Source organism: Streptomyces xanthophaeus (assembly GCF_000725805.1).
GTDB classification, from domain to species: domain Bacteria; phylum Actinomycetota; class Actinomycetes; order Streptomycetales; family Streptomycetaceae; genus Streptomyces; species Streptomyces xanthophaeus.
In genome coordinates this window covers 26178-38912 of record NZ_JOFT01000033.1, presented here as the reverse complement: position 1 = coordinate 38912, position 12735 = coordinate 26178, and the positions used below count along the sequence as shown (strand labels likewise).

The following is a 12735-nucleotide window of genomic DNA, read 5'->3' as shown; positions in this document are numbered from 1 at the left end:
GGAAGGCCTTGAAGAGGGCTACAGGATTGCGAAATCTGTGCGGTCCCGTCACCCAGGGTCGGGCTACGGGCAGAGGTGGTCCGCTTGCGGGCGGCATGTGCCCCGGTCAGGCGCCACCGGCCGGGAGGGTGCGTCCCGGGCTACTGCCAGAAGATTTCCTCGACCACGATCTGCGGCTCGGCCACGCGGGCGAGGAAGGTGAAGCGGATCCACCCGCGGTTGTTGTCGAAGTAAGCGATGTGCGGGCCCCGGGGGACGGTGGACCGTGCCGGTTCGACGTCGTCCCCGCGGTACGGGTTGTGTGCCGTCCGCAGCTCGAAGAGTGCCTCCCAGAGGGCCTCGCGGGGCGGGCCGGCGAGGGTGAGCCGGTACTTCTCGGCGTCCTGGGTGCAGTCCAGGGCCCACGGCGGCCCGGTGAACTCCTCGCTCACGCGCCGGGCTCCAGGCCGCGCAGCTCGTGGCGGATGCGGGAGGCTTCTTCGAGGAGCTTGCGGGCCGTTTCGGCGTCCGTCGCATCAGCTGCCCGGGCTTCGAGGCCGGTGACGTGGTGGTCGAGCCGGGGGTCACGCGCGAGGGCGTATTCGCCCCACCAGCGGGCCATGAACGCCGGGACGGGCCCGATGTCGTACGCGTCGGCGATCTGCCGCCGCCAGGCGGCGTCGAAGTCCGGCAGCAGAGCGGGGGCGTGGGCGGCAATGGCGGCGCGCAGGGCCTTCGGCGTGTACTCGGGCATCGGCGGCACCGATTCTCCCGGTGCGGGCGTCGCGGTCGTCATTTCCGGTTCCTCCTCGGATCGGACGCCTTCCACCCTAGCTGTGCGGCCGCAGCCCGGTCCGGGAAATGCGACGGCCCCCGGGGCGGGTGCGCCGGGGGCCGTCGGGTGGTGCGTCAGAGCTTCTCGGGCGTGCGGATGCCGAGGAGGGCCATGCCCTTGCCGAGGGTGCGGGCGGTCAGCTCGCACAGGAAGAGGCGGTTCTCGCCGACGACGAGCTCCGGCTCCGGCTTCACGACGGGGCACTCGGTGTAGAACGTCGTGAACAGCGAGGCCAGCTGGTAGAGGTACGCGGCCACCTTGTGCGGGGCGTACTCCGAGGCCGCCTCCTCGATCAGCGCGCCGAACCCGTCCAGGTGCAGACCCAGCGCCCGCTCGGCCGGAGCCAGCTCCAGCTCCGGGTGGGCCACCGGGGAACGGTCGCCCGCGTTGCGCAGGATCGACCGGATACGGGCGTACGCGTACTGGAGGTACACGGACGTGTCACCGGTCAGCGACACCATCTGGTCGAGGTCGAACTTGTAGTCGCGCGCCGCCGAGGTGGACAGGTCCGCGTACTTGACCGCGCCGATGCCGACCTGGAGGCCGTTCTCCACGATCTCCTGCTCGGTGAGCAGGCCGCGGTTCTCGTCCTTCTCGCGCACGACGGTCGTCGCCCGCTCGACGGCCTCGTCGAGCAGGTCCACCAGCCGGACCGTCTCGCCCTCACGGGTCTTGAACGGCTTGCCGTCCTTGCCGAGCACCGTGCCGAAGGCCAGCTGCACGGCCTTGGTGTCCTCGTTCAGCCAGCCGGCCCGGCGCGCCGTCTCGAAGACCATCTTGAAGTGCAGGGACTGCCGCGCGTCCACGACGTAGATCAGGGTGGTCGCGCCCAGCTCGCCCACCCGGTTGCGGATCGCGGAGAGGTCGGTCGCGGCGTAGCCGAAGCCGCCGTCCGACTTCTGCACGATCAGCGGGGTCGGGTTGCCGTCCTGGCCCTTGACGTCGTCGAAGAACACGCAGAGCGCACCGTTGGAGCGGACGGCGACGCCCGACTTCTCCAGCAGCTCGCAGGTCTCGACCAGCATGTCGTTGTAGCCGGACTCGCCGACCACGTCGGGGTCCTGGATGTCCATGTCCAGCTTGTTGAAGACGGAGTAGAAGTAGATCTTCGACTCGTCCACGAACCGCTGCCACAGGGCGAGGGTCTCCGGGTCACCGGCCTGGAGGTCCACCACGCGCGCCCGGGCCCGCGTCTTGAACTCCTCGTCGGAGTCGAAGAGCGCGCGCGAGGCCTTGTAGAGCCGGTTCAGGTTGGACATGGCCTCCTCGCCGGAGACCTCCTGCTCCGACTTGTGGTCCAGCTCGTGCGGGTGCTCCAGGAGGTACTGGATGAGCATGCCGAACTGGGTGCCCCAGTCGCCGATGTGGTGGCGGCGGATCACCTTCTCGCCGGTGAACTCCAGGATCTCGACCATCGCGGCGCCGATGACGGCGGACCGCAGGTGGCCGACGTGCATCTCCTTGGCGACGTTCGGCTGGGCGTAGTCGATCACCGTGGTGCCCGGGTCCGCCGCGAGCGGCACGCCGAGGCGGTCGTCCGCGGCGCGCGCGGCCAGGGTCTCGATGATCGCCTTGTCGGAGACGGTGATGTTGAGGAAGCCGGGGCCCGAGACCTCGATCTCCTTGATCACGTCGGTGTCGCCGCCGGTCGGGATGGACTCGACCACGGAGGTCGCCAGCTCGCGCGGGTTGGCCTTCGCCTTCTTCGCGAGGGCCAGGATCCCGTTGGCCTGGAAGTCGGCCCGGTCGCTTCGTCGCAGCATCGGGTCGGCGGCGCCGGCCTCCGGCAGGGCGGAGGCGAGGGCGTCCGCGACGCGCTGATCGACGGAAGAAGCGAGGGAAGGGACCGAGGCCATGAGCTGCCGTTCCTGTGAGGTTGTGCCGGTGGGTGCACTTGGTTGTTCCGACAAGTGCCGAGTATCCCACGCGGGGGCTGTCCGCTTCCCGGGATAACCGCCGCACCGAGCAACCTCGGAGCGGCCTGTTCCGTCTGGGAGAATGGCTGAAGCCAGCATTCGAGATAGAAGGACGTGTCGTGGCTCAGAGCAGCACCGAGACCGACTGGGTCTCCCGTTTCGCGGACGAGGTCATCGCCGAGGCGGAGCGCCGAGCACCCGGCAAACCTGTCGTCGTCGCGTCCGGACTCTCCCCCTCCGGCCCCATTCACCTGGGCAACCTCCGCGAGGTCATGACCCCGCACCTGGTCGCCGACGAGATCCGCCGCCGCGGCATCGAGGTCCGCCACCTGATCTCGTGGGACGACTACGACCGCTACCGCAAGGTGCCCAAGGGCATCCCCGGCGTGGACGAGGAGACCTTCGGTCAGCACATCGGCAAGCCGCTGACCGCCGTCCCCGCGCCGGCCGGGTCGCAGTACGCCAGCTGGGCCGAGCACTTCAAGGCCGCCATGACCGAGGCGCTGGCCGAGCTGGGCGTGGAGTACGACCCGATCAGCCAGACCGAGCAGTACACCTCCGGCGTGTACCGCGAGCAGGTGCTGCACGCGATGAAGCACCGCGGCGACATCGACGCCGTCCTCGACCAGTACCGCACCAAGCAGAAGCCGGGCGGCAAGAAGCCCCAGCAGAAGCAGGTCGACGAGGCCGAGCTGGAGGCCGCCGAGGGCTCCGGCGCGGCCGCCGAGGACGACGGCAGCAGCGCCGAGGGCGGGTACTTCCCGTACAAGCCGTACTGCGCCGAGTGCGGCAAGGACTTCACCAAGGTCACCTCGTACGACGACGAGACCACCGAGCTGACCTACGTCTGCACCGAGGACGAGTTCACCGAGACGGTCAAGCTCAGCGAGTTCAACCGCGGCAAGCTGGTCTGGAAGGTCGACTGGCCGATGCGCTGGGCCTTCGAAGGCGTGATCTTCGAGCCCTCGGGCGTCGACCACTCCTCGCCCGGCTCGTCCTTCCAGGTCGGCGGCCAGATCGTGCACATCTTCGGCGGCGAGCAGCCGATCGGACCGATGTACGCGTTCGTCGGTATCAGCGGCATGGCCAAGATGTCCTCCAGCAAGGGCGGGGTCCCGACCCCGGCCGACGCGCTGAAGATCATGGAGCCGCAGCTGCTGCGCTGGCTGTACGCCCGCCGCCGCCCGAACCAGTCCTTCAAGATCGCCTTCGACCAGGAGATCCAGCGGCTCTACGACGAGTGGGACAAGCTGGAGGCCAAGGTCGCCGACGGCTCCGTGCTGCCTGCCGATGCCGCCGCGCACACCCGTGCCGTGCGCACCGCCGCCGCCGAGCTGCCGCGCACCGCGCGCCCGATGGCGTACCGGACGCTCGCGTCCGTCGTCGACATCACCGCCGGCCACGACGAGCAGACCCTGCGCATCCTGAGCGACCTGGACCCGGAGCAGCCGCTCACCTCGCTCGACGAGGTGCGGCCGCGCCTGGACCGCGCCGAGAACTGGATCACCACCCAGGTCCCGGCCGACCAGCGGACCCTCGTGCGCGAGGAGCCCGACGCGGAGCTGCTGTCCTCCCTGGACGACGAGGGCCGCGAGTCGCTGCGGCTGCTCCTGGAGGGCCTGGACTCGCACTGGTCCCTCGACGGGCTGACCACCCTCGTCTACGGCGTCCCGAAGGTGATGGCCGGGCTGGAGCCCGACGCCAAGCCGACGCCGGAGCTGAAGGTCGCCCAGCGGACGTTCTTCGCGCTGCTCTACCGGCTCCTCGTGACCCGGGAGACCGGACCGCGACTGCCCACGCTGCTGCTGGCGGTGGGCGCGGACCGGGTGCGCAAGCTGCTGGCCGTCTGAGGTCCCCCGGTACATGCGGAAGGGCCCGCACCCCTCGGGGTGCGGGCCCTTCCGCATGCCGTGCCGCCCGGGTCCGGGTCACGCGATGTGCTCGTTCTCCAGGTCCTTCTGGTAGCGCTGCTTGAAGGCCGGGATCATCCGGCGCAGCAGCGAGCCGCTGCGCGGGTGGGTGACGTTGTAACCGTCCGAGAGGTGTATGTCGAGGGCCTCGGCGGTCGGGAAGTCGTTCTGCTCGTCGACCAGCGCCCGGAACACCTTGTACGCCGCCTCGGCGAACTCGGCCTCGTCAGGGGTCTCCAGGACCTCGGCGGCCTGCGCGGCCTCGCCCTGGCGGGGCGCCGGGAGCGGCAGGTCGGGCTGGGGGCCGTGCTGCTCCTCCGGGCCCGCCGGGGGCATGACCGGGATCGGCTCCAGGCCCTCGACGTACTGGGGGTTGTAGCCGCCCTCGTACGTGGCCTGCGGGGCCAGCGGCGCGGCGAACCAGGCGCTGTTGTGGGCCGCGGGCATCGCGGTGGGGTCCACCGCGAAGGGCGGCGGCGCGTGGGTGACGGGTCCGGCGGCCTCGTGCGGTGCCTGCGCGGCGGCCTGTACGGCCTGCTGGGGGCCGTGCGCCACCGCAGGGGCCCCGGCGGCCGCGAAGACCTCGGACCCGGCCTCCTGGGCCGCCTGCACGGGCTGCACCGTCTGCGGGGCGGTGGCCTGTGCCGACGCCTGCACTGCCGTCTGCTGTCCCGTCCCCGCGGTCCCGGCCTCCAGGGCCGGAGCCGTGGAGGCGGAGGCCGCCGGGGGCAGCAGCACCGGGTCGATGCCCGCCGCCGCCAGCCCCTCCGGGGCCGTCTGCGACAGCGGCACGCCGATCCGGGCCAGCCGCAGCGGCATCAGGGCCTCCACCGGGGCCTTGCGCCGCCACGCGCGGCCGTACCGGGCCTGGAGGCGCGCCTGGTAGATCAGCCGGTCCTGCTCCATGCCGACCGCCTGCTCGTAGGAGCGCAGCTCCCACAGCTTCATCCGGCGCCACAGCTTGAAGGTGGGCACCGGGGAGAGCAGCCAGCGCGTGATGCGCACGCCCTCCATGTGCCGGTCCGCGGTGATGTCCGCGATCCGGCCGACCGCGTGCCGGGCCGCCTCGACCGTCACCACGAACAGGATCGGGATGACGGCGTGCATGCCCACGCCCAGCGGGTCCGGCCACGCCGCCGCGCCGTTGAACGCGATCGTCGCGGCCGTCAGCAGCCAGGCGGTCTGGCGCAGCAGCGGGAAGGGGATCCGCATCCACGTCAGCAGCAGGTCCAGCGCGAGCAGGACGCAGATGCCCGCGTCGATGCCGATCGGGAACACCAGCGAAAAGTTGCCGAACCCTTTCTGCAGGGCCAGGGCCCGCACCGCGGAGTACGAGCCGGCGAAGCCGATCGCGGCGATGACCACGGCTCCCGCGACCACGACGCCGATGAGTATCCGGTGCGTACGAGTCAGCTCCATCGCGGCCACCCGCGATCCCCTCCCCTGGTCGGGTCCTTACCGAGCCTTTACCGAGCTGCGGCAGGCACAGCGTACGGGTGACTGGATGTCAGCGCTCCGGTAGGCCCCCGGCCCCGGCCGGGACCCTTCCGGCGGTGCTACTGCTGCGGCTGCGCCGACGGCTGGGCGGAGGCCTCCTGCGAGGGCTGCGCGGCCTGCTGGTTGGCGGCGTCGATCGAACCGACGGCCTCCTTGGCCGCGGCGATCGCGTCCTGGAGCAGCTTGGCCTGGTCCGGGGCGGCTGCGCCCTCGTACGCGGCGCCGTTGTAGTCGAGCGTGACCACCACGTTCTGGGCGCGCGCCACGACCGTGGTGTTGAAGAAGTCGACGTCCTTCTTCACGCTGTACGTCACCGAGGTGCCCTGGTCGCCGATGCCGCCGGCGTCCTCCGCCTTGACGTTCTGCGCGCCCTCGGAGCCCTTCGCGGCCTCGACCTGCTTGCCGTACTGCTCCTCGGCGCGCTTGTTGGCGGAGCCGAGCGAGGCGTGCGAGTCGTAGCGGAAGAGGGATATCGACAGCCAGCGGTACTGCGAGCCCTTCAGGCCGTCCTCGTCCAGACCGTTCCAGGAGCAGCTGGCGCGGCTGGCCAGGTCGTTCGACTTGGTCGCGGTGCCGTTCTTGTCCTTGGCCTCCGGGACGAGCGACTCGATGGTCTTCGTCTGGACCGCCTTGCACGGGTCGGGCAGGGCGGCGAACGCGGCCTTCTCCAGCGTCGGCGACGGCTTCGCGCTCGGCTTGGCGGATGCGGCGGAATCGGACTTCTTGCCGCTGTCCGAGCCCGAGGCCTTGCCCGAATCGGAGGAGCACCCGGCGACGGTGAGGATCACCGGGACGGCTGCGCAGGCGAGAACACGAGTGAGGCGGCGCGAGGCTGATCGGTGCATGTTTCCTTCAGTAGCTTCGTGGTCTTCTTCGGGCGCGGAACCCGGGCAACGGTAGCCCGACCCGGAGTCCGCCTGCTGTGCGCGCCGTCACGCCGGGACGGGCGGGACGCCGTTCATTCGTTGAACCGCTCGACGAGGGCCTGGGCCAACTCCCTTGTGCTGTCCTGGGTTTCGGGGCTCGGCGGGACCGTGCCGGGCAGCGCGGGCTGCACGCTGTACTCGACGGTGACGATGACATTCGAGGTGCGGAACACAATCCGCACGGTGCGCGCCTGGGCCGCGGTGGCCCCGGCGGGGCTCAGCTTGTCGTCGAGGAAGGCCTCGCTCCCGAGCCCCGTCAGCACCCGCGAGCCGAGCTCGGGCTGGGCGGAGGGGCTGCCACCGGGGACGGGGGTCGTGGCCGGGCTGCCTCCGGGGGCGGGGCTCCCGGTCGCGGCGGGGGCCGGGGCGGCCGGGGTGGCGGCCGGGGCGCCTGCGCCCGGGGTGCCCGCACCCGTGCTGGGGGGCGGGCTGCCGGTGGGGCCGGTCGGGCCGGGGAAGGGCAGGTGCGCATCGGTGAGCTGGCGTACGTACACCTGCCGGGCCTTGTCGTCGTCGCTGGCGACGGCCCGGTCGTAGGAGACCACGCGCTCGAAGACGACCGACAGCAGCCGGGTCTCCTCGGGCGTCTGCGCGCTCCAGCGGCAGCCGACGTGCCGGTCGCCGTCGAAGGAGGGGTCCGCGGTGCCCGCGTACTGCTGCTCCAGCTGCTCCTCGGTGAGCGAGTCGGCGGCCGGGAGCATCGCCTTGATCTTCTTGGCGTCGGCGGCCTTGCAGGGCTGCGGCAGGCTGCGGTACTTCCCGGGCGGGGCCGGTGGCGCGGCGGTGCTGCCGCCCGCCTTCGAGTCGCTGGTGCTCCCGGTGCCGTTCCCGCCGGTGCACGCGGCCAGACCGGCCGCACCGGTCAGGAGCGCGGTGATCATCGCGATGCCCGGCAGGACTCCCCGTACCGCCTTGCGCTGCACGTCCAATGGCTCCCTTCGACCGGCCGGCTGCCTGCCGGTCAGGAAAATGCGTTGCCGCGGCTCGGGCGCGGATGGACACAATGTCTATCGCACACGCTGGTGCTGGCGCCGGTCCCCTGTCGTATTTGGGATCAAGAGCGAGGCTTTTTGCGCATTCTGACTTTTCTGTAGTTTTCGGGGGATTGATTCCATATGTCGTACGTAGAGGTGCCCGGGGCGAAGGTGCCCATCCGGATGTGGACGGATCCGGCGTCGGTCGAGGCCGGTGCGATGCAGCAGCTGCACAACGTCGCCACCCTTCCGTGGATCAAGGGCCTGGCCGTCATGCCCGACGTGCACTACGGCAAGGGCGCCACGGTCGGCTCGGTGATCGCGATGAAGGACGCCGTCTGCCCGGCGGCGGTCGGCGTGGACATCGGCTGCGGCATGTCGGCGGTGAAGACCTCCCTGACGGCGAACGACCTGCCGGGCGACCTCTCCAAGCTCCGCTGGAAGGTCGAGCAGGCGATCCCGGTCGGGATGGGCCTGCACAAGGAGGCCGTCGACCCGTCGCGGCTGTACGGCTTCTCGGCCGAGGGGTACGACGACCTCTGGAAGCGCTTCGACTACATCACCGACGCGGTGAAGTTCCGGCGCGAGCGCGCGGCCCGGCAGATCGGGACGCTGGGCGGCGGCAACCACTTCTGGGAGCTCTGCCTCGACACCGAGGGCGCCGTGTGGATCATGCTGCACTCCGGCTCCCGGAACATCGGCAACGAGCTCGCCGCGCACCACATCTCCGTGGCCCGGGGGCTGGACCACAACCAGAACCTGGTCGACCGGGACCTCGCGGTCTTCCTCGCCGCCACGCCGGAAATGGAGGCGTACCGGGGCGACCTCTTCTGGGCGCAGGAGTACGCCAAGTACAACCGCGCCGCGATGATGGCCGTCTCCAAGGAGGTCGTCCGCAGGGAGTTCCGCAAGGCGAAGGTCTCCTTCGGCCAGGAGATCAGCTGCCACCACAACTACGTGGCGGAGGAGCGGTACGACGGCATGGACCTGCTGGTCACGCGTAAGGGCGCGATCCGCGCGGGCAGCGGCGACTACGGGATCATCCCGGGCTCGATGGGCACGGGCTCGTACATCGTGAAGGGCCTCGGCAACGACAAGTCCTTCAACTCGGCCTCGCACGGCGCGGGCCGGAAGATGAGCCGTACGGCGGCGAAGCGGAAGTTCTCGGCGCGGGACCTGGCGGAGCAGACCAAGGGCGTGGAGTGCCGCAAGGACGCGGGCGTCGTGGACGAGATCCCGGGCGCGTACAAGTCGATCGAGCAGGTCATCGACCAGCAGACCGACCTCGTCGAGGTCGTGGCCAAGCTGAAGCAGGTCATCTGCATCAAGGGCTGACGCCCGCGCTGACGTCCGCGCTGACGTCCGCGCACGGCCTTCGGGGGAGTGGAGGGGCCCGGACCGGTCAAGACCGGTCCGGGCCCCTGCGCGTGTAATCGGAGCTCCCTCAGCCCTCGTCGCCGTCGAGGAGCCGGTCCACGGGGAGTTCGAGCGTGATGCCGATGGACTCGGGGAGGGGGACGGCCGTGCCGCGCTTGAAGGCCTTGCGGGAGCGGTACTCGCCGCCGCGGGGGTCGGTGTGGAGCACGGCTTCGTCGTGGCGCCGGTCGGCCACCAGGTAGACCGGGATGCCGGCCTGGGCGTAGCAGTCGGCCTTGCTCCCCGGGTCGTCGGACCAGTCGCAGGAGGTGACCTCCACGACCATCCGGAAGGCGTGGGGCGCGTAGCGGTTCTTCTCGACGTGCGCTTCCCGGAAGCCTGCCTCGACGAGCGCGAAGTCGGGGATGGCGTGGTCGTCCGCCGTGGACGGCAGCCGCAGCCCGACACCCTGCACGTATCTCAGCCCTGCCTCGATGGCTCCGGCCTTGTGCGCCTCCACGACCAGCCAGCTCAGTGCGAGGGCGTGTGTCCCGTCGGCGGGCGGTGTCGCGGTGAGCGTCCCCTGGAGGATCTCCACCCGGTGGCCGGGAAGGTCCTCGGAGAGTCGATCGGCGGCCTCCGCGATCGTGGTGTGGTGCTGTGTCACGGCCATGACTTCCTCCCTTTCGCGGCTCACGCTCTCGGGGCGCGGCCCGCGCGCGCAGGCATTCCGGGCGGATTCACCCGTACGGGCCCGGAGTGGACGGCGGAGGGCAACTTCCGCTTGTGGCGCGGGGGTTGACGGGTTCAGTTGGTCTAGACCAAGGTGTGCGCCATGTGGAGATCCCGCGCGCTTCTGGCCGCGCTCGCGTCGTTGTCGCTCGCCCTCGGGGCCGCCGGTCCGGCCCAGGCGGGGGTCGGGCTGCCGCCCGTCGTCTCGCACGTGCCGACCCAGGAGAAGGTCGTCTTCATCACCATCGACGACGGCTGGAACCACGACCCCGAAGCCGCGCGGATCCTGCTGGAGAAGCGCGTGCCCGCCGCGCTGTTCCTGCTGCCGGGGGCCACCTCGTACGACACCGGGTACTTCACCGGGCTCACCGAGCAGGGCCGGGCCACGGTGGAGAACCACACCGTGAACCACCCCGACCTGACCACCCTCGACGCCGCCGGGAAGGACGCGGAGGTGTGCGGGGCCGGGGAGCAGATCGAGGAGGCCTTCGGGCGCAAGCCCAAGCTGCTGCGGCCGCCGTACGGGGCCGTGAACGACGACGTACGGCTCGCCGCGAAGGCCTGCGGGGTGAAGGCGCTGATCACCTGGACCCACGACTTCACCACCTGGAGCGCGACCCCGCCGACGCCCCAGCTCAAGAGCGGCGACATCGTCCTGCTGCACTTCACGCCCACCCTGGCGGCCGACCTCCAGCGGGCCCTGGATGCGGCGAAGGCCGCCGGGCTGAAGCCGGCGGCCCTCATGCCGCACCTGAAGACGGCCGGACTGGTCTGACGGGCCGGGCGGCCCGAGCGGCCCGGTCCGGCGGATCACAGCTCGCGGTGGACCTTCGTGTTCGAGGCCTGGGCGCGCGGGCGGACCACCAGCAGGTCGATGTTGACGTGGCTGGGGCGGGTCACCGCCCAGGTGATCGTGTCGGCCACGTCGTCGGCGGACAGGGGCTCCGCGACGCCCGCGTAGACCTTGGCGGCCTTCTCGGCGTCCCCGCGGAAGCGGGTGGTGGCGAACTCCTCGGTCTTGACCATGCCGGGGGCGATCTCGATGACGCGGACCGGCTGGCCGACGATCTCCAGGCGGAGGGTCTCCGCGAGGACGCGGGCGCCGTTCTTCGCGGCGACGTAGCCGGCCCCGCCCTCGTACGTGGAGTGGCCCGCGGTGGAGGACAGCACGACCACGGTGCCGTCGCCGGACGCGGTGAGCGCCGGGAGCAGGGCCTGGGTGACGTTGAGGGTGCCGATGACGTTGACCTCGTACATCGTGCGCCAGTCGGCGGGGTCGCCGGTGGCGACGGGCTCGGCCCCGATGGCGCCGCCCGCGTTGTTGACGAGCACGTCGCACCGGCCGAGGGCGGCGGCGAAGGCGTCGACGGCGGCCCGGTCGGTGACGTCGAGGGCCTCGGCCGCCGCGGAGTGACCCGCCTCGGCGATCTCGGCGGCCAGGGCCTCGATGCGGTCCTTGCGGCGCGCGGTGAGGACGACGTGGTAGCCGGCGGCGGCGAGCTGCCGGGCCGTGGCCGCGCCGATGCCGCTGCTCGCTCCGGTGACTACGGCGGTGCGGGTGGCCGTGATCATGTGCGGGGCTCCTCGTTCGTTCGTACGGGCGATTCCTCGCCAGCATAGGCGGGCGCGGCGGCGGTCAGCGGCCGCGCGGCGCATACATGATCACGGCCATCCCGGCGAGGCAGACGAGCGCGCCGACGACGTCCCAGCGGTCGGGCCGGTAGCCGTCGGCGACCGCGCCCCAGATGAGCGATCCGGCGACGAAGACCCCGCCGTACGCGGCGAGCACGCGGGCGAAGTCCCCCTCGGGCTGGAGGGTGGCCACGAAGCCGTAGAGACCGAGGGCGATGACCCCGGCGCCGATCCACGCCCAGCCCCTGTGCTCCCGCACGCCCTGCCAGACGAGCCAGGCGCCGCCGATCTCCAGCAGCGCGGCGAGGGAGAACAGGGCGGCGGAGCGGACGATCAGCATGGCCCAAAGGTACGCAGCGCAGATGGGGGCAGGGCGCGCCCTCGTTCGTGTGATGGTCTGACCGGATGCCTCCGGCCCTGTCTAGCGTTCGCGCGAGGAGGTGGTGTCGGTGCGCCGTGGTGCCGTACGAAGTGTGGTGGTGGCCGGGGTCCTGGTCCTGGGAGCGAGCGGTCAGGCGCGGGCGGCCTGGGCCGGGCCGGAGGCGGACGTGGCTTACCACGGCCGGGTGGCCCTGTCGCAGGGGCAGTTGCGGATCTGGCTGGTCCCGGAGAACGACGGCCCCGCGGCCCTGCCGAACGCCACGGTGCGGGTGCGGCTGTCGGCCGGCCTCGCGGACCGCCAGCACCTGGCGGAGGGCTGCGCGCGGGCCGGCCAGCGCGAGGTGGTGTGCGAGACGGGCCCCATGCCGCTGCACGGACAGGGCCGGCACATCGGGCTGGCGCTGGACCTGCGGGAGCCCGTCACCGAGGTGGTGGTCCGGGTCGACACCTGGTGGAACGGCGGCGCGACGGACCGCAACCGTACGAACAACGAGCACGTGGTGCTGGCCCTGGACACGGGCGACGCCTACGCCTTCTGAACCGGGGGTCTGGGCCGGGGCCCTGCCCGGGGCCGGGGCCCTGCCCGGGGCCGGCTCC

At 71.5% G+C, this 12735-nt stretch carries 13 protein-coding genes; 4 read left to right on the top strand and 9 right to left on the bottom strand.

The features are described 5' to 3' along the window. Positions 1–140: 140 nt before the first annotated feature. The 3 genes from IO30_RS0121250 to argS form a co-directional block, all read right to left on the bottom strand. Positions 141–431, bottom strand: coding sequence for a hypothetical protein (locus IO30_RS0121250; protein ID WP_031145124.1), 291 nt, complete (start codon positions 429–431; stop codon positions 141–143). Then, complete coding sequence (locus IO30_RS0121245; protein WP_031145123.1) at positions 428–775, bottom strand: DUF6247 family protein; 348 nt, start codon at positions 773–775, stop codon at positions 428–430. The genes IO30_RS0121250 and IO30_RS0121245 overlap by 4 nt, the downstream gene beginning before the upstream one ends. A 113-nt stretch (positions 776–888) precedes the next feature. Beyond that, positions 889–2670 (bottom strand): arginine--tRNA ligase, encoded by a 1782-nt coding sequence (argS, locus tag IO30_RS0121240; RefSeq protein WP_031145122.1) that lies wholly within the window; start codon positions 2668–2670, stop codon positions 889–891. A 179-nt stretch (positions 2671–2849) separates the two neighbouring features. Between argS and lysS the strand changes: the two genes are divergently transcribed. Continuing rightward, positions 2850–4580 (top strand): lysine--tRNA ligase, encoded by a 1731-nt coding sequence (lysS, locus tag IO30_RS0121235; RefSeq protein ID WP_031145121.1) that lies wholly within the window; start codon positions 2850–2852, stop codon positions 4578–4580. A 78-nt stretch (positions 4581–4658) separates the two neighbouring features. On the opposite strand, the gene IO30_RS0121230 is transcribed toward lysS, so the two are convergent. From IO30_RS0121230 to IO30_RS0121220, 3 genes are all read right to left on the bottom strand, one after another. After that, complete coding sequence (locus tag IO30_RS0121230) at positions 4659–6059, bottom strand: DUF2637 domain-containing protein (RefSeq protein ID WP_063768460.1); 1401 nt, start codon at positions 6057–6059, stop codon at positions 4659–4661. A gap of 137 nt (positions 6060–6196) precedes the next feature. Continuing rightward, entirely contained in the window at positions 6197–6982 is a 786-nt protein-coding gene (locus tag IO30_RS0121225; protein ID WP_031157516.1) for a DUF3558 family protein, read from the bottom strand. Between the two features lie 113 nt (positions 6983–7095). Then, positions 7096–7986 (bottom strand): hypothetical protein, encoded by an 891-nt coding sequence (locus IO30_RS0121220; RefSeq protein WP_031145118.1) that lies wholly within the window; start codon positions 7984–7986, stop codon positions 7096–7098. Positions 7987–8178: 192 nt separating this feature from the next. Here IO30_RS0121220 and IO30_RS0121215 point away from each other — a divergent pair, with 192 nt between their 5' ends. Further along, positions 8179–9372 carry an RtcB family protein gene (locus IO30_RS0121215; protein WP_031145117.1) on the top strand — a complete coding sequence of 398 codons (1194 nt, stop codon included), beginning with the start codon at positions 8179–8181 and terminating at the stop codon, positions 9370–9372. 109 nt (positions 9373–9481) lie between these two features. Here IO30_RS0121215 and IO30_RS0121210 read toward each other — a convergent pair whose 3' ends face one another. Next, on the bottom strand, positions 9482–10066 hold the full coding sequence (locus tag IO30_RS0121210) for a Uma2 family endonuclease (RefSeq protein ID WP_031145116.1): 585 nt from the start codon (positions 10064–10066) through the stop codon (positions 9482–9484). Between the two features lie 162 nt (positions 10067–10228). Between IO30_RS0121210 and IO30_RS0121205 the strand changes: the two genes are divergently transcribed. Beyond that, a complete protein-coding gene (locus IO30_RS0121205; protein ID WP_031145115.1) occupies positions 10229–10900 on the top strand; it encodes a polysaccharide deacetylase family protein in 672 nt (223 codons plus the stop codon). 35 nt (positions 10901–10935) lie between these two features. On the opposite strand, the gene IO30_RS0121200 is transcribed toward IO30_RS0121205, so the two are convergent. Beyond that, positions 10936–11697 carry an SDR family NAD(P)-dependent oxidoreductase gene (locus IO30_RS0121200; protein ID WP_031145114.1) on the bottom strand — a complete coding sequence of 254 codons (762 nt, stop codon included), beginning with the start codon at positions 11695–11697 and terminating at the stop codon, positions 10936–10938. A 64-nt stretch (positions 11698–11761) separates the two neighbouring features. Beyond that, entirely contained in the window at positions 11762–12097 is a 336-nt protein-coding gene (locus IO30_RS0121195; RefSeq protein ID WP_031145113.1) for a YnfA family protein, read from the bottom strand. Positions 12098–12206: 109 nt separating this feature from the next. Here IO30_RS0121195 and IO30_RS0121190 point away from each other — a divergent pair, with 109 nt between their 5' ends. Next, on the top strand, positions 12207–12677 hold the full coding sequence (locus IO30_RS0121190; RefSeq protein ID WP_031145112.1) for a hypothetical protein: 471 nt from the start codon (positions 12207–12209) through the stop codon (positions 12675–12677). The last annotated feature ends 58 nt before the right edge of the window (positions 12678–12735 follow it).